At 74.2% G+C, this 20701-nt stretch carries 14 protein-coding genes and 1 other RNA gene; 13 read left to right on the top strand and 2 right to left on the bottom strand.

Annotated features, from left to right (window positions below; all coding sequences use genetic code 11):
* Positions 1-113 precede the first annotated feature (113 nt).
* A complete protein-coding gene (locus OG689_RS25710; RefSeq protein WP_266323238.1) occupies positions 114-752 on the top strand; it encodes an RNA polymerase sigma factor in 639 nt (212 codons plus the stop codon).
* Complete coding sequence (locus OG689_RS25715) at positions 749-1816, top strand: CU044_5270 family protein (protein ID WP_266323239.1); 1068 nt, start codon at positions 749-751, stop codon at positions 1814-1816. The genes OG689_RS25710 and OG689_RS25715 overlap by 4 nt, the downstream gene beginning before the upstream one ends.
* 80 nt (positions 1817-1896) lie before the next feature.
* Here the strand turns inward: OG689_RS25715 and OG689_RS25720 are convergent, their stop codons facing one another.
* Positions 1897-4866, bottom strand: a complete 2970-nt coding sequence (locus tag OG689_RS25720; RefSeq protein ID WP_266323240.1) for an FHA domain-containing protein — start codon at positions 4864-4866, stop codon at positions 1897-1899.
* A gap of 530 nt (positions 4867-5396) precedes the next feature.
* Between OG689_RS25720 and OG689_RS25725 the strand changes: the two genes are divergently transcribed.
* From OG689_RS25725 to prfB, 3 genes are all read left to right on the top strand, one after another.
* Entirely contained in the window at positions 5397-7382 is a 1986-nt protein-coding gene (locus OG689_RS25725) for a serine/threonine-protein kinase (protein WP_266323241.1), read from the top strand.
* Positions 7383-7703: 321 nt separating this feature from the next.
* Positions 7704-9008, top strand: coding sequence for a serine/threonine-protein kinase (locus tag OG689_RS25730; RefSeq protein ID WP_266323242.1), 1305 nt, complete (start codon positions 7704-7706; stop codon positions 9006-9008).
* 16 nt (positions 9009-9024) lie between these two features.
* Complete coding sequence (prfB, locus tag OG689_RS25735; RefSeq protein ID WP_266323243.1) at positions 9025-10134, top strand: peptide chain release factor 2; 1110 nt, start codon at positions 9025-9027, stop codon at positions 10132-10134.
* A 192-nt stretch (positions 10135-10326) separates the two neighbouring features.
* Here prfB and OG689_RS25740 read toward each other — a convergent pair whose 3' ends face one another.
* On the bottom strand, positions 10327-10521 hold the full coding sequence (locus tag OG689_RS25740) for a hypothetical protein (protein ID WP_073923012.1): 195 nt from the start codon (positions 10519-10521) through the stop codon (positions 10327-10329).
* Positions 10522-10942: 421 nt separating this feature from the next.
* Here OG689_RS25740 and ftsE point away from each other — a divergent pair, with 421 nt between their 5' ends.
* From ftsE to OG689_RS25780, 8 genes are all read left to right on the top strand, one after another.
* A complete protein-coding gene (ftsE, locus tag OG689_RS25745) occupies positions 10943-11632 on the top strand; it encodes a cell division ATP-binding protein FtsE (RefSeq protein WP_073923013.1) in 690 nt (229 codons plus the stop codon).
* A 58-nt stretch (positions 11633-11690) separates the two neighbouring features.
* On the top strand, positions 11691-12599 hold the full coding sequence (ftsX, locus tag OG689_RS25750; RefSeq protein ID WP_073923014.1) for a permease-like cell division protein FtsX: 909 nt from the start codon (positions 11691-11693) through the stop codon (positions 12597-12599).
* Between the two features lie 133 nt (positions 12600-12732).
* Entirely contained in the window at positions 12733-13881 is a 1149-nt protein-coding gene (locus OG689_RS25755; protein WP_266323244.1) for a S41 family peptidase, read from the top strand.
* A 124-nt stretch (positions 13882-14005) separates the two neighbouring features.
* On the top strand, positions 14006-14482 hold the full coding sequence (smpB, locus tag OG689_RS25760; protein ID WP_266323245.1) for an SsrA-binding protein SmpB: 477 nt from the start codon (positions 14006-14008) through the stop codon (positions 14480-14482).
* A gap of 159 nt (positions 14483-14641) precedes the next feature.
* Positions 14642-15021, top strand: a transfer-messenger RNA (tmRNA) gene (ssrA, locus tag OG689_RS25765).
* A 195-nt stretch (positions 15022-15216) separates the two neighbouring features.
* The gene (locus OG689_RS25770) at positions 15217-16593 is read left to right on the top strand and encodes a nitrate/nitrite transporter (RefSeq protein WP_266323246.1); all 1377 of its coding nucleotides are present in this window, start codon (positions 15217-15219) and stop codon (positions 16591-16593) included.
* 135 nt (positions 16594-16728) lie between these two features.
* Positions 16729-17943, top strand: coding sequence for a uroporphyrinogen-III synthase (locus OG689_RS25775; protein ID WP_266323247.1), 1215 nt, complete (start codon positions 16729-16731; stop codon positions 17941-17943).
* A gap of 150 nt (positions 17944-18093) precedes the next feature.
* Positions 18094-20379 (top strand): UvrD-helicase domain-containing protein, encoded by a 2286-nt coding sequence (locus OG689_RS25780; protein ID WP_266323248.1) that lies wholly within the window; start codon positions 18094-18096, stop codon positions 20377-20379.
* The last annotated feature ends 322 nt before the right edge of the window (positions 20380-20701 follow it).

Raw genomic sequence — 20701 nt, forward strand, 5'->3', positions numbered from 1 at the left:
CCACGATGTCCCGGGACGGTCGGCGACGCCCGGGTCGGCAGGGCGTGCGCGGGAGTCGGGCGGTGTGGCCCGGATCACACGGAACCCGCCCGTCCGGGCGGACAGGTAGGGGTGTGGAACTGTCACTACGGTCCCGGCTGCGAGCCGGCGACCAGAGCGCGCTGGGGGAACTGTTCGACGAGCAGGCGCGGGACCTGTACCGGTACGCGGTGCGGGCGTCGGGGGACTGGGCGATGGCCGAGGACATCGTCTCCCTGACCTTCCTGGAGGCCTGGCGACTGCGCGGGAAACTGCGCGAGGAGGGGGAGAGCGTACGGCCGTGGCTGTTCGGGATCGCGGCGAACGTGCTGCGCAACACCGCGCGGGCGGCCCGGCGGCACCAGGCGGCGCTGGCGCGGATGCCGGCCCGGGAGGTGATGCCCGACTTCGCGGACGAGCTGGTGTCCCGGCTCGACGACAGTGCGGAGCTGGCGGCGGCGCACCGGGCGCTGGCCCGGCTGCGGCGCGGGGAGCGGGAGGTGTTCACGCTCTGTGTCTGGGCCGGGCTCGACTACGCGGGGGCGGCGCAGGCGCTGGGGGTTCCGGTGGGGACGGTGCGTTCGCGGTTGTCGAGGGCGCGGACCCGGCTGCGGAAGCTGGCGCAGGAGGAGCTGGCCGGGGCCCGAAGTCGGATGGAACCCGGTGACGGCGGCGGACAGGTACAGGGTGGCCGCACGGAAGCGGCCCGGTCGATGCGGGAGAAGAGCCGATGAACGCCAAGCGCGACACCGACGAGCGCGCGGAGCTGAGCAGCCTGCTGCCGGCCCCGGCCCGGCCGGAACTCACCGCGGACCGTCAGCAGCTGTTGAGGGGACACCTGATGAACGAGATCACCGAGGCACCGCGGCCGGCACCCCGCCGCACCCGCAGGCTCGGCTGGCTGGCCCTGCCGGCGCTGGCCGGCGGCCTGGCGCTCGCCGTGGTGCTGGCCGACGGAGGGCCCGGAGCCCCGGCTGCGCCGCCGACGGCGCAGGGCGCGCCGCTGAACGTGGCGCCGGTCGCCGTCGCGCTGGTGCTGGACCACGCGGCGCAGGTCGCGGAGAGCAAGCCGGCCGGGGCGGTGACGGGCGGACAGTTCACCTACGTCAAGAGCCTGGTGGCGTTCAGCAGTATGAACGCGGCCGCCGGCGCCGAGCCCGATGTCACCCATGGCGTTCCGCACCAGCGGGAGCTCTGGCTGTCGGTTGACGGCAAGCAGTGGGGGGTGCTGATCGAGGAGGGCCGGAAGCCGTTTCAGGCCGACCCGCGCGACGGCAAGGGCAAGGCCAGGCCCGGCGAGCCCGCTCCGCGCGCGGACGGCGGCAGCTGGTTGGAACCGAACCCCAAGCCCGGTCTCAACGGGCCGACCTACGAGTACCTGGCCGCGCTGCCGACCGACCCGGACACCCTGCTGCGGAAGGTGTACAAGGAGACCAAGGGCCAGGGGCAGACCCCTGACCAGGAGGCCTTCGTCACCATCGGTGACCTGTTGCGCGAGCAGGTCGCCCCGCCGGCGGTGAGCGCGGCGCTGTACCGGGCTGCGGCGAAGATCCCCGGCGTCAGCGTCGTGGACGACGCGGTGGACGCCTCGGGCCGGCACGGCGTCGCGGTCGCCCTCGTGCACGGGGGGACCCGGACGGAGTGGATCTTCGACCGGAGCAGCTACGAGTTCCTGGGCGAGCGTGAGGTCGTGGTGGACACCGGCAACAGCTGGGGCGCGCCGGGCACGGTGGTCGGCCAGAGCGCTGTGCTGGGCCGCGGTGTCGTCGACGCGGCGGGGGAGCGGCCGAAGCAGTAGCCGGTCCTGTGACGGGCGCGGGGTCCGGGCGGAGGCCCGGGCCCCGCCATCCGTCGTGTCGGCCTCCGCCGGGCCCGCCCTTATCGTGCGGCGGCCCGCTGCAGGGCGCTGGCGAGCAGGGCCAGGTCGGTCGGGCCGTTGCCCAGCTCCCGGACGGGACGGCGGGACGGCGGGGCGCCGAGCTGGGCCGGGTCTATCGCGACCACGGTGGGCCGCAGGGTGGCCGTCCGGGGGATGCGGCCGCTGATCCGGGCGGTCTGGAAGGCCGACACGCCGCCGTCCGGCAGCCGCAGGTAGCCGCGGCCGGGGGTGTCCTCGTCGAGCGCGGCGGCGTCGCCGAGATGGATCAGCAGGTCGGAGTCGGACGGGTACTCGGTGCGCAGAGCGATCCGCAGCAGCGCCGCCTCGTCCACCTCGGTGCCCGCCGTCTCCTCGGGCTGGCCGGTGGTGACCACCAGGTGGATGCCGAGCGGGCCGCCACGCTGGGCTACGGCGGCCAGGGCCCGGGCGAGCGGGCGGCCGGCGGGGGAGGTGGGGGCGAGCAGCGCTTCGTAGTCGTCGACCGCGACGATCAGCCGGGCGGGCGGTTCGACCGGCCCGCCGACGGGGGGCCGGGCCGAGCCGTTGCGCGGGCGGCCGACCTTGACGCCGGGCTCTGCGGCGGCCGGGGCGGCCGCGGGGACGGTGCCGGCGGGGGCCGAGGCGGCGCCGACGGCGGCGGTGCTCAGGGCCGCGCCGCTCAGGCCGGCGCTGCTCAGGGCGGGCACGGGGGCGGAACGGGCGGCGTCGCGGCCCGGTCCGTGCCCGTTCGTGTCGTGCCCGTTCGGGCCGCCGGCGTCCAGGCCGTGTCCGTCCAAGATCCTGGCCGCGTGCCAGGAGGCGAAGTCGAGCCCGTCGAAGAGCTGTTCGCGCAGGGTCAGCTCGTCGAGCAGGGCCTCCGCGGTCAGCAGCGCCTGCCGGGGGTCGGCGGCCGCGTTCACCTGGCCGGTGACGTGCGGCAGCTCGGTGCAGCCGCGCAGACCGGACTGGTCGTCCCCGTCGGCCGGGGCGCGGCCCTCGATCACCGTCACCGCGAGCCGGTCGGGGCGCTCCGAGACCGCGAGCGAGGCGATCAGGGAGCGCAGCAGCTCCGTCTTGCCGGCGCCCTTGGCGCCGCCGACCAGCAGGTGCGGCCCGCCGGGGTCGGGGGAGGGCAGGGTCAGCTCGGGGTCGGCGAGGTCGATGGCGCAGAGCTCGTCGCGGGTGGTGCCGATCAGGGCGGTGGCGGTGGCGATGCCGGTGGGCGCCGCCTGCCAGCGGGCGGAGAGCTTGGCGGGGGTGACGCTGTCGAGCTGGAGCAGGTCCAGCAGTCGCAGGGACTCGGGCAGCGGGCCGCGGGTGGCGGGGGTGGCCTCGCGCAGCGGGGCGAGGACCCGGGCGAGGCGCTCCGCCCACGGGTCCGAGACGGCGTCCAGCGAGACGTCCTCGACGGTCTCGCGGCCGCCGGCGACCGGCCGGTCCACGGTCAGGTGGGTGCCGACCTCGCCGGTGATCACCGCGGTGGCGCCCAGGCCGGCGGGCAGCAGCTCGGGCCGCTCGGCCAGGCAGACGGGGAAGACACCGACCGCCGGGCCCTGCCGCAGCAGCAGCTCCAGGGCCTGCCGGGCGGGCTCGGTGCCGGGCACGCCGTCGACCAGGACGACGGTGGCGGGCAGGCCGGCGGCGCTGTCGGGGGCGGCGAGGCGGGTGGTCAGCTCGGTCAGCCGGGCGGCGGCCTGCTCGTCGTCGAGGCCGAGCAGCAGCCGGCAGTCCTGCCCGTGCTGGGGGCGCAGGTGCGGCAGCCACAGGGCCCAGGCCCAGGTGTCGGCGCGGTCCTGCGGCGGCCGGGCCGCGTCGGCGTCGACCACCACCAGGCTGAGGCCGGTCGGCGGGTGCAGCGCGGCGAGCTGGGCGACCACGGCCCGGGTGAGCGCGTCGAGGCGGGCGCGCGGGCCGGCCAGGCCGAGGCTGCCGGCCGTCTGCAGGTCGAGGGTGACGGGGACGGCGGGCAGCAGGGTGCCGGGCGCCGTGCCGGGGCCGCCAGGCCGGTCGCCGGTGCCCAGGCGCAGGGTCAGCGCGTCGGGGTGGGTGGGGCCGCGCTCCCAGAGCCGGGGGCCCGGGCCGAGGGCGTTGAGCAGCAGGGTGGCCGGGTCGGGCCAGCGTTCGCGCTGGTTGGCGGCCTGCCGGGTGCGGGCGGCGCTGTGCTGCTGGGCGGCGCTGTCGCGGCCGGCGTCGGCCGGGGCGGAGCCGAGGCCGAGGCGGCGGGAGAGCAGGGCGCGGGCCCGGCCGGCGGCGGGTGCCTCGGGTGCGGTGGGCGGTTCGGGTGCGGGCTGCGCGGGTTTGGCGGCGAGCGGCGCGGAGAGCTGGAGGTGGCCGAGGCCGTCCGGCAGCGCGGACCGGGCGGCCGGGCCGGGGCCTTCCCCTGCCCCGGCGGCGCTGACCTGCAGGGTGGACTCGCCGAGCCGCAGCAGGCCGGGCTCGCCCAGCGGGACGGCCTCCTCGGGGCTGACGAAGCGGCCGTCCAGGGTGGTGCCGTTGGTGGAACCCAGATCGCGGACGGTGACCGTGCCGTCGGTGGCCAGGTGCAGGGCGAGGTGGAGCCGGGAGACGTCCGGGTCGTCGAGCGGGACGTCGGCCTCGCTGGAGCGGCCCACGGTGATCTCGTGGCCGTGCAGCCGGTGGACGCCGCCGGCGTCCGGGCCGCCGGTGACCCGCAGCTCGGCGGCGGCGGGGTCGGGGGTGTCGTCGTCGGCGGCGGACGGGTCGGGCTCGCCCAGGCTGAGGACGGCGCCGTCGAGCAGCGGGGGGTGGCCGATCAGGGCGTGCTCGTCCACCCGGCGCGCGCCGGCGTACAGATGCACATGGGTGGCCGCGCGCGGGCCGCGTACGCCCACGGCGCCCGCGAGAGCGCCTGCGACGGCGCCGAGCGCCGTGCCGACGGGGGCGGTGACCAGCACGTCCACGGAGGGAATGACGGACCCGGCGACTGCCGGGCCGCTGCGCGGTCGGAGGACGGTCAGCCGGATCTGCATCTCGCCCGCGGTCCCTTCTGCTGGTACTGACGCCTGGTGCCGAACGCGGGCCGCCGTCCGCCCGGCGGGCGCCGGAGGTCTGCTGCCTGCCTGCTGTCGTGCTGACCGTGCCCGGTGCCGTCGTGCCTGGTCCCGGCGGTGGGCCGGTCCCGACGGCGCCGCCGCGGCCGGTACGGACGGCCGCGCCGGCCTTTGGGCCACAAGAGTGGTCAGCTCATCCTGCCATCCATCACCGACAGTCCGCGCACGGTACCGGATTTGACGATCTTGCGATCATCGCCATGGTGGAGGCGACGGGCAGTCAGGTCAACCGCCGGCGCCCCCGGGGCGTCCTCACAGGTGGAGGCGCCGGTCGGCGGGCTCGCGGGACAGCCCCTACGGGATGTCCCCCGGGCCCCGCGTGGCGGGCGGTCCGGACACATCGGAAACACGATCGGACACCGTTAGAGTGGCCGGAACACGGGCCCGGCAGGCTCACCGCACCGGCGGGGAGCGTCCCGCGGCGAGCGGCACGGCGAGGAGTGCGACAGGTGCGGCCAGTCGGCAGCAAGTATCTGCTTGAGGAGACCCTCGGACGGGGGGCCACCGGAACCGTGTGGCGTGCCCGGGTGCGCGAGGACGCCGTGGTGCCCGGCAGCGAGCCGGGGCAGCTGGTCGCGATCAAGGTGCTCCGGGAGGAGCTGGCGGCCGACCCGGACGTCGTGATGCGGTTCCTGCGGGAGCGGTCCGTCCTGGTGCGGCTCAGCCACCCCAACATCGTCCGGGTCCGCGACCTGGTGGTGGAGGGCGAGCTGCTGGCCCTGGTGATGGACCTGGTCGAGGGCCCGGACCTGTTCCACTACCTGCGCGGCAACGGGCCCTTCAGCCCGATCGCCGGCGCGCTCCTGATGGCGCAGATCGCCGACGCGCTGGCGGCCAGCCACGCCGACGGCGTGGTGCACCGCGACCTCAAGCCCGCGAACGTCCTGCTCGCCACCGTCCGGGTCGACGGAGCCGAGCAGATGCACCCGATGCTCACCGACTTCGGCATCGCCCGGCTCGCGGACTCCCCGGGGATCACCCGGACCCACGAGTTCGTCGGCACCCCGGCGTACGTCGCGCCGGAGTCCGCGGGCGGCCGGCCGCAGACCTCGGCGGTGGACGTCTACGGCGCCGGGATCATGCTGTTCGAGCTGGTCACCGGCCGTCCGCCGTTCCAGGGCGACGGCCCGCTGGCGATCCTGCAGGCGCACCTCGCACAGGAACCGCAGCGCCCCTCGACCATGCCCGAACCGCTCTGGACGGTGATCGAGCGCTGCCTGCGCAAGGACCCGGCGCAGCGCCCGAGCGCCACCTCGCTGGCCCGCGCGCTGCGGGTGGTCGCGGCCGGGATCGGCGTGCACGCCTCCCCGGCGGCGGTGGACGAGGCCCTCGCGGTCGGCGCCCTGCTGCTGCCGGACCCGCAGCCCGCCCCGGTGACCGGCGGGGACGTCACGGTGCCCGGCCTGCCGGGCGCGCCCGCCGCGCCGTTCCTGCCGCCGCCGGTGCCGGCCGGGTCGGCCGACGCCACCCAGGTGCTGCCGGCCGGGGCGTTCGGCCCCGCCGGCGACGGCGGCTCGGCGGCCACCCAGCTGCTGCCGCCCGCCGGGGCGTACGGGGCGGGGGACCGCACCCGGATGATGCCGCCGCTGGAGCCCCCGGCCCCGCCGGCCGGGCCGCCCGCGCCGGAGAGCCCGCACCCGTGGCAGACCCAGCTGCGCGCCGCCCGTGACCGCAACCAGCAGACCGAGATCGGCTACCTCGACCCGGAGGAGCTGCAGGCGCCCCAGGTCGCGCCGCAGCCCTACCAGGCCGGCCGCCAGCAGCAGCCGCCGCCGGGCGGCTACGGTCCCCCGCCGGGCCAGGGGCAGCAGCAGGGCCACGGGCAGGACCCGCGCCAGGGAGGCGGGCAGGGGCGCCCGCAGGGCGGCTACGCCCAGCGCCCGCCGGTGGCGCCCCCGCCCTACCAGGCGTACCAGCCGGGCCGCCCGCCGCAGGGCGGGCAGCAGCAGCCTCAGCAGTACCAGCAGCAGTACCAGCAGCCCCAGCAGTACCAGCAGCCCCAGGGCCCCCAGCAGGGCCGGCCGCAGGGGGCCGGCCGGCAGGACGCCGGACGGCAGCAGTCCCGGCCGCCGCAGGGGGGCGGCTACCAGGCCGCGCCGCAGGGCGGTCAGGGCGCGTACCCGCCGGCCCCGCCCGCGGTGCCGCGCCGGGCCGAGCCGCCGGCCCCGCAGCGGCGGGAGCCGCCGGCCCGCCGGGAGCCCCCGGTCCGCGAGCCGGCTCCGGAGCGGGAGCCGCGCCGGCGCAGCCGCAACCGGATGTACATCCCGGGCCTCGGCTGCCTCAAGGGCTGCCTGATGGTGCTGGTGGTGCTCGCGCTGGGCGCGGCCGCGCTGTGGAACTTCACCCCGCTGCCCGAGTACTGGGCGGACGTCCAGACCTGGTTCGCGGACGCCAGCGACTGGGTCAGCACCACCTGGAAGTCGTTCGGCGGCTGACCGGGCGCGCCCGGTCGTCCCGCGGCTCCTCCCGGCTCCGTCCCGCCGCTTCTCCCGGCTCCGTCCCGCGCCGTCCGGCTCCTCCCGGCGGCGCCGGGACGTGGGCCGGGACACCGGCGGGGAACGGTTCGTGGGCCGTCCGGGAAACACCCGGCATTGCCGACATGTCGACACTTCACGATATTTCCCGCCAAGTACCGCCTGCCGGAACGCCCGCGGCGTCCCCCGGCGGCGGTCCGGGCGCGTAGGTTGGTCGCTGACGCACCGACCTACCGAGCGCACAGCGTCCCTCCGTGCGCTCCCGCCGCCCACGGAGCAGCATTGGCACGCAAGATCGGCAGCCGGTACACCGTCCACCAGGTGATCGGCCGGGGCTCGGCCGGGACGGTCTGGCTCGGCGAAGGCCCGGACGGCCCGGTGGCGGTCAAGCTGCTGCGCGAGGACCTGGCCTCCGACCAGGTGCTCGTCGGCCGCTTCGTCCAGGAGCGGGCCGCCCTCACCGGCCTCGACCACCCCCGGGTGGTCGGCGTGCGCGACATGGTCGTGGACGGCGACGACCTGGCCCTGGTGATGGAGCTCGTGCAGGGCACCGACCTGCGCTCCCGGCTGGAGCGCGACGGCGTGCTGCCGCCGCAGGCCGCCGTCTCGGTGATCGCCGACGTCGCCGACGGCCTGGCCGCCGCCCACGCCGCCGGGATCGTCCACCGGGACGTCAAGCCGGAGAACGTCCTGCTCGACCTCGCGGCCCCGCCCGGCCCCGGCGGCGCCCCGCGCGCCAAGCTCACCGACTTCGGCATCGCCCGGCTGGTCGACGCGCCGCGCCGGACCAGGGCGACCCGGATCATCGGCACCCCGGACTACCTCGCTCCGGAGATCATCGAGGGCCTGGAGCCGCGCGCGGCCGTCGACATCTACGCCCTGGCGACCGTCCTGTACGAGCTGCTGGCCGGCTTCACGCCGTTCGGCGGCGGGCACACCGGCGCGGTGCTGCGCCGGCACGTGACCGAGAGCGTGCCGCCCGTCCCGGGCCTGCCGGACGGCCTGTGGCGGATCATCGCCGAGTGCCTGGCCAAGGCCCCCGCCTCCCGGCTGCGGGCCGCCGAGCTGGCCGAGCGGCTGCGCGAGCAGCTGCCCGCGCTGGCCGGCCTGCCCGGCATCGTGGTGCCCGCCCAGGGCCGGGCGCCGGTGGAGGAGGCGCTGACGCCCGCCGAGGCGGTGTACGCGGAGGTGGACGCCGGCCCGGGCACCCACAAGCGCCGGCGCGGCCCCGCCGTCCCGCTGGTGCCGGGGCCGTCCCCCGACTCCACCCGGGACACCCACACCAGCCTGCGCCGGCCGTCCCCGCAGGAGCTCGCCTCGTACGCCGCCGAGTCCCGGGCCCAGCGCACCGCGGCCACCCCCGCCGGGCACCGCAAGGGGCGCCGCGCGCTGGTCCGCCGGCGCCGGCTGCTGGCCGTGCTGCTGGCCGTGGTGCTGCTGCTGGCGGGCGCCGCCGCGGCCTGGACGGCCTTCGCCGCCGAGCCCCCCGCGGGGCCGGGCCCGGGGCCGGGAGTGGGCGCCGGAACGCATGCGGGAGTGCGGCCGGGAGGCCCGCAGCCCCCGGTGTCGCCGAACGCCCCCCGCTAACCATTAGGCTGGTGGCGTGGCAGCCGTCGATCCTTCCGAAGAAATCAAGTCCCTCGAAACGACCATGGGGTCCATCGAGGCCGTCCTCGACCTGGAGAAGATCCGGGCCGACATCGCGCGTCTGGAGGAGGAGGCGGCCGCCCCGAACCTGTGGGACGACCTGGCCAACGCGCAGAAGATCACCAGCCGGCTCTCCTTCCTCCAGGGCGAGCTGCGCCGGGTGGAGAACCTGCACAGCCGGGTCGACGACCTCGCGGTGCTGTTCGAGCTGGCCGAGGCCGAGAACGACGCGGACACCCGCACCGAGGCCGAGGCCGAGCTCGCCTCGGTGAAGAAGGCCGTCGAGGAGCTGGAGGTCCGCACCCTCCTGTCCGGCGAGTACGACGCCCGCGAGGCGCTGATCAACATCCGCGCCGAGGCCGGTGGCGTGGACGCCGCCGACTTCGCCGAGCAGCTGATGCGGATGTACCTGCGCTGGGCCGAGCGGCACGGCTACCCGACCGAGGTCTACGACACCTCGTACGCGGAGGAGGCCGGCATCAAGTCCGCGACCTTCACCGTGAAGTCGCCGTACGCCTACGGCACGCTCTCGGTCGAGCAGGGCACCCACCGCCTGGTGCGCATCTCGCCGTTCGACAACCAGGGCCGCCGCCAGACCTCCTTCGCGGGTGTCGAGGTGCTGCCGGTCGTCGAGTCGAGCGACCACGTGGAGATCGACGAGTCCGAGCTGCGGATCGACGTGTACCGCGCGTCCGGCCCCGGCGGCCAGGGCGTCAACACCACCGACTCGGCGGTGCGCATCACCCACCTCCCGACCGGCACCGTGGTCTCCTGCCAGAACGAGCGCTCGCAGATCCAGAACAAGGCCTCGGCGATGAACGTCCTCCAGGCCAAGCTGCTGGAGCTGCGCCGCAAGGAGGAGCGGGCCGCGATGGACGCCCTCAAGGACAGCGGCAGCTCCTGGGGCAACCAGATGCGCTCGTACGTGCTGCACCCGTACCAGATGGTCAAGGACGTCCGGACCGAGTACGAGGTCGGCAACCCGCAGGCCGTCCTGGACGGCGACATCGACGGGTTCATCGAGGCCGGCATCCGCTGGCGCAAGCAGCGGGAGACCGCGGAGTAGTGGTCCGGCCGCGGATCCGGTCCGCGGCCGCGCAGGAGGGCCCCGACGGCGTCGCCGTCGGGGCCCTCCTGTCGGTTCGGTGTCGGGCTGCCCGTCCGGGCCGGGCGCCCTGGCCCTTTCGGGCCTGCTGTCCGGGTCTTTCGGGCGGTGCCGCCCGGGTGTTCCGGGCCGTTCTGTTCCGGGTCGGACCGGTCAGGCCAGCGCCTGCCGGGCGATGAACGCCACCGCGAGCAGGCCCGCGATCAGGGCGAGCAGCATCGCCGGGGAGAGCGCGGCCAGCGGCCCCTGCTGCTCCTGCAGCCGGGCCCGGTTGGCGCGGCAGACCGGGCAGCGGCCGTCGCTCACGCGGCCGTTGCAGTTGGCGCACACCAGATGGTCGCAGGTCATGCGATCTCCTCCTCGCTGCTACAGCCAACGCACCGGACGGGGCTTTGGTTCCTTATCGTGCCCTGTACGGGGTAGCGGCCAACCGCGGCCGCTGACTCCACTCTGCCAGGTTCCGGGCGGGAAGGCCCCCGGGCTGTGAGATCGCTCGCAATTTTCGGGGTATAGCCGGACATTCTCCGCCAATTCTCCGACCGTGTCCCGGGCTGCCCTGCGGGCCCGCGGGCGCTTCGCGTATGGTCCCAAGCCGAGGGAGTGGCCTACCGCACTCCCGCCGCCCGCCCCGGGCCGGATGCCGGGGGTGGTACCGACCGAGGAACGGCGCCGCAGGGTCGCGTCCTCCGGCCCCGCTGCGCAGCTCGGGACCCGGAGGCCCGGCAGAGCAGGTCGTCATTCCACCTAGGATGGCCTCCGTGATGCAGCCGTGATCCGATTCGACAACGTCTCCAAGACCTATCCCAAGCAGAACCGTCCCGCCCTGTCGGACGTCTCGCTAGAGATCGAGAAGGGCGAGTTCGTCTTCCTGGTCGGGTCCTCCGGCTCGGGGAAGTCCACCTTCCTGCGCCTGTGCCTGCGCGAGGAGCGGCCGAGCACCGGCGAGGTGCACGTCCTGGGCAAGGACCTCGGCAAGCTGTCCAACTGGAAGGTGCCGCACATGCGCCGCCAGCTGGGCACGGTCTTCCAGGACTTCCGCCTGCTCCCCAACAAGACGGTCGCGCAGAACGTGGCCTTCGCCCTCGAGGTGATCGGCAAGCCCAAGAGCGCCATCAACAAGGTGGTGCCCGAGGTGCTGGACCTGGTCGGCCTCGGCGGCAAGGAGGACCGCATGCCCGGCGAGCTCTCCGGTGGTGAGCAGCAGCGCGTGGCGATCGCCCGGGCCTTCGTCAACCGCCCGATGCTGCTGATCGCGGACGAGCCGACCGGAAACCTCGACCCGCAGAACTCCGTCGGCATCATGAAGCTGCTCGACCGGATCAACCGGACCGGGACGACGGTACTGATGGCCACGCACGACCAGGCCATCGTCGACCAGATGCGCAAGCGCGTCATCGAGCTCGACAAGGGGCTGCTGGTCCGCGACCAGGCTCGCGGCGTCTACGGGTACCAGCACTGATCCCGTAGGCCGCCGGCCCAAGTTGCCCGACCAGCCTTGACCCTGGAGTTGGATACGCATGCGCGCCCAGTTCGTCCTGTCGGAGATCGGCGTCGGTCTCCGCCGCAACCTGACGATGACCATCGCCGTCGTCGTCAGCGTCGCGCTCTCGCTCGCCCTCGCCGGAGCCAGCCTCCTCGTCCGTGACCAGGTCAACTCGATGAAGGGTTACTGGTACGACAAGGTCGAGGTGAGCATCTACTTCTGCACCAAGGCCGACGCCGCGCACTCGCCGCAGTGCGTGAACGGCGCGGCCACCGACCAGCAGATCGCCGACGTCAAGACGGCGCTGGACAAGATGCAGGTGGTGCAGACCTCGGCGTTCGAGAACTCCGCCGACGCGTACAAGCACTGGAAGGAGATGAACCCGGACAACCCGCTCATCTCCGTCCTCGGGCCGGAGGCCATCCCGCAGTCCTGGCGGGTGAAGCTGGTCGACCCGACCAAGTACGACGTGATCCAGAGCGCCTTCGCCGGCAAGCCCGGCGTGAAGTCGGTCGAGGACCAGCGCAAGATCCTGGAGAACCTCTTCGGGCTGCTCAACGGCCTGCAGACGGCCGCCTTCGTGATCATGGTGCTGATGCTCTTCGTGGCCCTGCTGCTGATCGTCAACACCGTCCGGGTGTCGGCCTTCAGCAGGCGGCGCGAGACCGGCATCATGCGCCTGGTCGGTGCCTCGAACTTCTACGTCCAGATGCCGTTCATCGCGGAGGCCGCCTTCGCCGCGCTGCTCGGCGCGGCGATGGCCTCCGGTCTGCTGCTCGGCGGGCACTTCTTCGTCCACAGCTGGCTCGCGGACCGGGTTCAGTTCATCCACTTCATCGGGCTCTCCTCGGTGCTGGCGGTGATTCCGCTGCTGGTGGTGGTCGGTATGGGCATGGCCGCCATCGCCGCCTTCTTCACCCTGCGCAAGTACCTCAAGGTCTGAGACGCGGATCACGGCACCACCCCGGACGACCCCGGACGGCACTGCGCCGTCCGGGGTCGTCCCGTTCCCGGCGACCCGACCGGGCGGCCGGTTCGGCCCCCTGGCCGCGAAGCTGCGCCTAGACTCCGATGCCATGTCAGGAACTCCGCGCCACCACAGCGGTACCGTGCTGCGCCACTCGAGCACGCTCAGCCTGGTGCTGGGCGCGGTGCTGCTGGCCGGCGCCGCGACCGGGGCGTGGGGCGACCCGCCCGCCGCTCCGCCGCCGATCTCGGCCGACGCCGTCCCCGCGCCGGCCGCCGGCCAGGACCCGGCCGGCGCCGCGCTCTCCCCGCAGCAGGCCGAGGGTCTGCTGGGCGCCAACGGCGACCGCTGGGGGGCCTACTACAGCGCGCAGGAGTACGCCGACTTCAGCCAGGGCCTGGGCGGCCGCTACCTCGGCGTGGGCCTCTCGGTGGGCCGGGGGCAGGACGGCGTGACCGCGGTGTCCCAGGTGCAGGCCGAGGGGCCCGCCGCGGCGGCCGGGATCGCCCCGGGCGACCGGCTGCTGAAGGTCGGCCCGGAGCAGGCGGACCACCTGCCGGTGACCGAGGTGGTGGCCCGGCTGCGCGGGCTGGAGGGGGAGCGGAGGGTCGGCTCCAGCGTCACGCTCGCCGTGCAGCGCCGGGACGGCGAGGTCCGCGAGGTCGCCCTGCACCGGGCCCTGCTGGAGAGCCGGCAGGTCGCCGTGGACCGGACCGACGACGGGGTCGTGCGGATCGCCGTACGGGCCTTCACCAGCGGCGTGGCCGACCAGGTGCGCGCCGCCGTACGCGGCGCGCACGCCGGTGTGGTGCTCGACCTGCGCGGCAACTCGGGCGGGCTGGTCGAGGAGGCCGTCGGCACCGCCTCGGTCTTCCTGGACGGCGGCCCGGTCGCCTCCTACCAGGAGCGCGCCGAGCGGCGCGAGCTGACCGCCGCACGCGGCGGCGACACCCGCACGCCGCTGGTGGTGCTGGTGGACGGCGGCACCATGAGCGCCGCCGAACTGCTCACCGGCGCGTTGCAGGACCGCTGCCGCGCCGTCGTGGTGGGCGCCCGCACCTTCGGCAAGGGCACCGTGCAGCAGCCGAGCCGGCTCGCCGACGGCTCCGTCCTGGAGCTCACCGTCGGCCGCTACTACACGCCCTCCGGCCGCTCGCCGGAGGGCACCGGCCTGAACCCCGACGTGCCGGCGCCGGACGCCGCGGGCGCGCCCGCGCTGGCCCTGCGCGTCCTGGCGGGGCTGGGCCGGCAGGCGTGAGGGCCGCCGGTCGGGCCTGAGGCCCGCCGGTCGAGCGCGGGGCCCGCCGCGGGGGGCGTAACGCGGCGGGCGGGCGTAAAGGGGCTGCCGGGCGCGGCCGGGTGGTGCGAGAATGATCGGCGCTATGGCAAAGGAAACCGGACACAAGCTCGTCGCGCAGAACAAGAAGGCGCGGCACGAGTACACGATTCTCGACACCTACGAGTGCGGCATGGTGCTCACCGGCACCGAGGTGAAGTCACTGCGGGAGGGCCGGGCGAACCTGGTCGACGGGTACGCCTACATCCAGAACCACGAGGTCTGGGTCGACAACGTCTTCATCCCCGAGTACACCCAGGGGACCTGGACCAACCACTCGGCGCGGCGCAAGCGCAAGCTGCTGCTGCACCGGATGGAGATCCGGAAGATCGAGTCGAAGCTCAGCGACGCGGGCCACACCCTCGTCCCGCTCTCGCTCTACTTCAAGGACGGGCGGGTGAAGATCGAGGTCGCGCTCGCGATCGGCAAGAAGCTGTACGACAAGCGGCAGACCCTGCGGGAGAAGCAGGACACCCGGGAGACGGCCCGCGCGGTGGCGGCGGCCCGCCGGCGCCAGAGCTGAGCCCCGCCCATCCGTCCACCACGGTCCACCCGCCCTTAATGAGCTGGACCGCCGACAGACCGACCGCGTACCATGGCTCCAGCATCACCGGGAGGGCGACCGACCGGAGCTGCGGAGCAGAAAGCTGCTCGTCGTAGTAGATGTTTGTCAAATAAACATGGGGATGATCGGTTTCGACAGGGGACGTCGAAACAGGAGAAGCGAGCCGAGGAACGCGGCAATGATCTCGTTAACCATCTGTCGCAAAAAAATAATCGCCAACACTAAGCGCGATTCCCAGTTCGCTCTCGCTGCCTAATTAAGCAGCGATAGCGCAAGGGTGTCAGCCCGGGGAGTTCCCGACCCGGACCCTGGCATAATCTAGGGAACTCAACCGTCCACCCGGGCTACGAGGGTGGATGGGAAATCAAACAGTAGCTGGGCCTGTTGGCGGCTTGTCCGTGTGACTGCCAGGGCCGAGAAAAGCACAGCGGACTGCGCTCGGAGAAGTCCTGAATCCACTCCACTGGACCCGGGTTCGATTCCCGGCATCTCCACCACCCCATGTTGCAGATCCAGCCCGAAAGCCGTTCTCCGCCCAGCGGAGGGCGGCTTTCGTGTGTTCCGGATCCCTCACACCTACCCCCCGGAGCGGGTGAGAGGACGGTTCCGTAGCCGTCACAGGAGACAACGAGGCGGAAACTCCCGCCTCCTAGCGTCAGTTGGGACAGGAGCCGGCAGGCAAGGGGAGAGCGATGAGCACGAGCACGGCAGGTACGTCGAGAACTGGCGGCCGCTGGATCCAGCAGTGGGACCCGGAGAACGAGGGCTTCTGGGAGAGCACCGGAAAGCGCACCGCCAACCGCAACCTGATCTTCTCGGTCCTTTCCGAACACATCGGCTTCTCGATCTGGAGCCTCTGGTCGGTCATGGTCCTCTTCATGGGCCCCAAGTACCACGTGGACCCGGCCGGAAAGTTCTTCCTGGTGGCGATGCCCACCCTGGTCGGCGCCTTCGTCCGGATCCCGTACACCGTCGCGGTGGCCCGCTTCGGCGGCCGCAACTGGACGGTGGTCTCGGCCCTCCTGCTGCTGCTGCCGACCCTCGCGGCCGCCTATGTGATGCACCCCGGCACCTCCTACACCACCTTCATGCTGGTGGCGGCGCTCACCGGCCTCGGCGGCGGCAACTTCGCCTCCTCGATGACCAACATCAACGCGTTCTTCCCGATGCGCCGCAAGGGCTGGGCGCTGGGCCTCAACGCGGGCGGCGGCAACATCGGCGTCCCGGTGATCCAGCTGATCGCGCTCGCCGTGATCACCTGGGCCGGCGCCACCCACCCCCGGATCGTGCTCGGCATCTACCTGCCGCTGATCATCGTCGCCGCGGTCTGCGCCGCCCTCTTCATGGACAACCTGGCGCCGATGAAGTCCGACACCGGGGCGCTCGCCGCGGTGATCAAGGAGAAGCACACCTGGCTGATGTCCGTCCTGTACATCGGCAGCTTCGGTTCCTTCATCGGCTTCAGCTTCGCCTTCGGCCTGGTCCTGCAGAACCAGTTCGGCCGCACCCCGCTGCAGGCGGCCCAGCTGACCTTCATCGGCCCGCTGCTCGGCTCGCTGATCCGGCCGATCGGCGGAAAGCTGGCCGACCGCTTCGGCGGCTCCCGGATCACCTTCTGGAACTTCGTCGCGATGGCCGCCGCCACCACCGTGGTCGTCTACGCCTCGTCCGTGAAGTCGCTGCCGGTCTTCCTGGTCGGCTTCATCGCCCTGTTCGTCTTCGCCGGGCTCGGCAACGGCTCCACCTACAAGATGATCCCCGGCATCTTCGACGCCAAGGCCCAGGACCGGATCGCCGTCCACGGCGACACCCCGGAGCAGGCCGCCGCGTGGTCCCGCCGGATGTCCGGTGCCGCGATCGGCGTCATCGGGGCGGTCGGCGCCCTCGGCGGCCTCCTGATCAACCTGGCCTTCCGCCAGTCCTTCCTGACCGCCAAGAGCGGAACGCCCGCCTTCGTCTCCTTCCTGGCGGCGTACGGGATCTGCTTCGTCCTCACCTGGGCGGTGTACCTGCGCCGCCCCTCGGCCGCCCCCGCCGAGGCCCAGCGCCCCGCACTCGCCGAAGTCTGACCAGGTCAGGACCGACGCGAACCCGACAACCCGCCAGTAGCCCGCGGACAAGGAAACGCTGCGGAAACCATCCGGACCCCGGGGCGACACCGCCCCGGGGGACGATTTTGGTCCACCCGACGAAGGACCTGCACCATGGACGACCAGACGACCGGCCGCGCGCCGGACGCCGAGACCGTGTCGCCGCCGGCAGCCGTACCGCCCCTGGCAGGCTTCACCATCGGCATCACCGCGGCCCGCCGCGCCGACGAACTCGCCGCCCTGCTCCAGCGCAGGGGGGCCGCCGTCGTGCGGGCCCCCGCCCTGCGGATCGTGCCGCTGCCCGACGACGCGGACCTGCTCGCCGCGACCCACACCCTGATCAACGAGCCGCCCGACATCGCGGTCGCCACCACCGGCATCGGCTTCCGCGGCTGGATCGAGGCCGCCGAGGGCTGGGGCCTGTTCGACGAACTCACCGAGTGCCTCGCCAAGGCCTCCCTGCTGGCTCGCGGGCCCAAGGCGAAGGGCGCGATCCGGGCGGCCGGCCTGCGCGAGGAGTGGTCGGCCCGCTCCGAGTCCTCGGTGGAGGTGCTGGAGCGCCTGCTGGACCAGGGCGTGGAGGGCCGCCGGATCGCCGTGCAGCTGCACGGCGCCCCGCTGCGGGACTTCGTGGACTCGCTGCGGGCCGCCGGCGCCGAGGTGGTCGAGGTGCCCGTCTACCGCTGGCTGCCGCCCGCCGACCTGGCCCCGCTGGACCGGCTGCTGGACGCCTGCTGCGGCGGCGCCCTGGACGCCGTCACCTTCACCAGCGCCCCCGCCGTGCTCGGACTGCTGGACCGCGCCGAGCAGCGCGGCCTGACCGCCGACCTGCTGCACGCCCTGCGCCGGGACGTCCTGCCGGTCTGCGTGGGCCCGATCACCGCCGTCCCGCTGGAGGAGCTGGACGTCCCCACCGTGTGGCCCGAGCGGATGCGGCTCGGCGCCATGGTGCAGACCCTCACCGCCGAGCTGCCCGAACGCTCCCGGCAGCTGTCCGTGGCCGGGCACCGGCTGGAGCTGCGCGGACAGGCCGCGCTGGTCGACGGCGGCCTGCGGCCCGTCTCGCCGGCCGGGATGGCCCTGCTGCGGGCGCTGGCCCGCCGCCCCGGCTGGGTGGTCCCGCGCGCCGAGCTGCTGCGCGCGCTGCCCGGCAGTGGTGACGACGAGCACGCGGTGGAGACCGCGATGGCCCGGCTGCGGGCCGCGCTGGGGGTGCCCAGACTGGTCGCGACCGTGGTCAAACGCGGTTACCGGCTGGCGGTCGACCCCGCCCCGGGCCCGGCGCCCGACCCGGACGGCAAGTACGGGGTGGCCGCCGTACGGGTCTGAACGGCAGGTGGTGCGGCGGCGGTGGGCGCCTCGGGCGTAGGATCTTCTGTCCGCTCATTCCCGAGGCGGACGACCACCGCAGGATGTACGTCAGGGGGCTCCTTGGGCGCGCACGGCTCAACCCAGTACACCGCCGCAACCACCGAGGCCATGCAGAGCAACACTGAGATCGACACCGTCCGCGACCGCGAGATCGCCGGGGAACAGCGCCACCTGGACAACGTCTACCACCGGTTGGAGGAGAAGCTCGCCGAGGCCGAGTACATCCTCGAGGACGCCGCCAAGCGGGTCCAGGTCGGTACGCCCGGCGCGCTCGCCGAGCGCGACGCCCAGGTCTACCGGGCCGGGGCGCACCTCCAGCGGCTCAACAACGAGTTCGAGGACTTCCTCTTCGGGCGCATCGACCTCCAGCAGCCGGACGCCCCGGAGGAACACGGCATTCCCTCCAACACCCCGCTCGACCCGGCCGACCCGGCCGTCGCCGAGACCCTGCACATCGGGCGGCTCGGGGTGCTGGACGCCGAGTACGGCCCGCTGGTCATCGACTGGCGGGCCCCGGCCGCCGCGCCGTTCTACCGCTCCACCCCGCTGGAGCCGGGCCGGGTGATCCGCCGCCGGGTGATCCGCTCCAAGGGCCGCAAGGTGATCGGCGTCGAGGACGACCTGCTGCGTCCCGATCTCACCCCGACCCTGGCCGGCGAGGAGCTCGCGGTGGTCGGCGACGGCGCCCTGATGGCCTCGCTGGGCCGGGCCCGCAGCCACTCGATGCGGGACATCGTCTCCTCCATCCAGAAGGAGCAGGACGAGGTGATCAGGGCGCCCGCCGCCGGCGCCACCCTGGTCACCGGCGGTCCGGGCACCGGCAAGACGGCGGTCGCCCTGCACCGGGCGGCCTTCCTGCTCTACCAGGACCGCCGCCGGTACGCCGGGGGCATCCTGGTGGTCAGCCCGACCGCCCTGCTGGTCTCGTACACCGAGGGCGTGCTGCCCTCGCTGGGCGAGGAGGGGCAGGTCGCGATCCGCGCGGTCGGTTCGCTGGTCGACGGCATCGAGGCGGCCACCTACGACACGCCCGAGGCGGCCCGGATCAAGGGGTCGGCCAGGATGGTCCAGCTGCTGCGCAGGGCCGCCAGGGCGGCCCTGGAGCTGGGCGCGCCGACCGAGCTGAAGGTGGTCGCGCGCGGCGAGGTGCTGCGGCTGGACGCGGGCCGTCTGAAGGCCGTCCGGGGCAACATCGTCGGCGCCGGCGGGACCCCGCTCAACCTGCTGCGCCCGCGGGCCCGCAGGCTGCTGCTGGACGCGCTCTGGTCGGAGCTGACCCGGCACCTGCCGAGGCCGTCCGACCACTACGCGCGCGAGCAGCGCCAGGAGGAGAAGGAGTCCTTCGACGAGTACGTCTCGGACGAGGCGTCCTTCCTGGACTTCCTGGACGCCTGGTGGCCCCCGCTGACCCCGCGTCGGGTGCTGGCCACGCTCAAGCAGTCCCGGCACACCAACCGGATCGCCCGCCGGGCCGTCACCCCGGAGGAGGCCCGGGTGCTGGGCACCTCCTGGCGCGGGCTGACCGACCGCGGCGAGGGGCCGCTCTCGCCGCACGACGTGGCGCTGGTCGACGAGCTCCAGCTGCTGCTGGGCGAGGCGGCCCGGCCGAAGGTGCGCGAGGTGGACGCGGTGGACCTGCTGTCCGGCCTGGACGAGGTGACCACCTACGCCGACCGCAACTCGCGTCAGCGCGAGCGGGTGCCGGTGGAGCGCACCGAGTACGCGCACATCATCGTGGACGAGGCCCAGGACCTCACCCCGATGCAGTGGCGCATGATCGGCCGCCGGGCCCGGACGGCCACCTGGACGATCGTCGGCGACCCTGCCCAGAGCTCCTGGCCGCACCCGAAGGAGGCGCAGGAGGCGCTGGACGAGGTGCTCTCCGGCAAGCCGCGCCGCCGGCACACGCTGACGGTCAACTACCGCAACCCGGCGGAGATCGCCGAGGTGGCGGCCAAGGTGCTGGAGCTGGCCGCGCCGGGCACCCCCTCGCCGAGCGCGGTGCGCTCGACCGGGGTGGAGCCGCGCTTCGCGGCCGTCACCGACCCGGCGCCGGAGGTCTTCGCCGACGCGGCGCGGGCCGAGCTGGTCCGGCTGCTCGGCGAGGTGGACGGCACGGTGGCGGTGGTGGTGCCGATGGACCGCCGGGCGGAGGCCGCCGGCTGGATCGCCGGTCTCGGCGAGCGGGCGGTGGCCCTGGGCAGCCTGGAGGCGAAGGGCCTGGAGTACGACGCCACGGTGGTCGCCGACCCGACGGGCATCGCCGGCGAGTCGGAGGCGGGCCTGCGGGTGCTGTACGTGGCGCTGACCCGGGCCACCCAGCGGCTGACCGTGCTCTCCGGGCCGGACGACCTGCCGGACGCGGACGGCGTGCCCGCGATGCTGCTCGGCTGACCGCGCCGGACCGCCGCCACCGGCCTTCACGGCCGGGTCGGCGGCGGTCCGGCGGCCGGTGCCGGCGGTCCGGCGACAGCGCCGCCGACGGGTCGGCCGACCGCCGTCGCCCGGCCGGTGACGCTCCGTCAACGGCGAAGGCCCCCACCGGTGGTGGGGGCCTTCGCACGACGTTGGTGACACCGACCCGCCATGCTCGCCTCGCGGCAAGTGGTCGCTCGAAGCGACTAAGGTTGGGCCCGGGGGCTTGGATCGAGCCGGTGTCCCGTCCAATGTAACGCATCCGCCCCGGACGCCAAGGGCACGCGGCGGATTTCCGGTG

Origin of the sequence: Kitasatospora sp. NBC_00240, assembly GCF_026342405.1 — a bacterium.
Lineage (GTDB): Bacteria > Actinomycetota > Actinomycetes > Streptomycetales > Streptomycetaceae > Kitasatospora.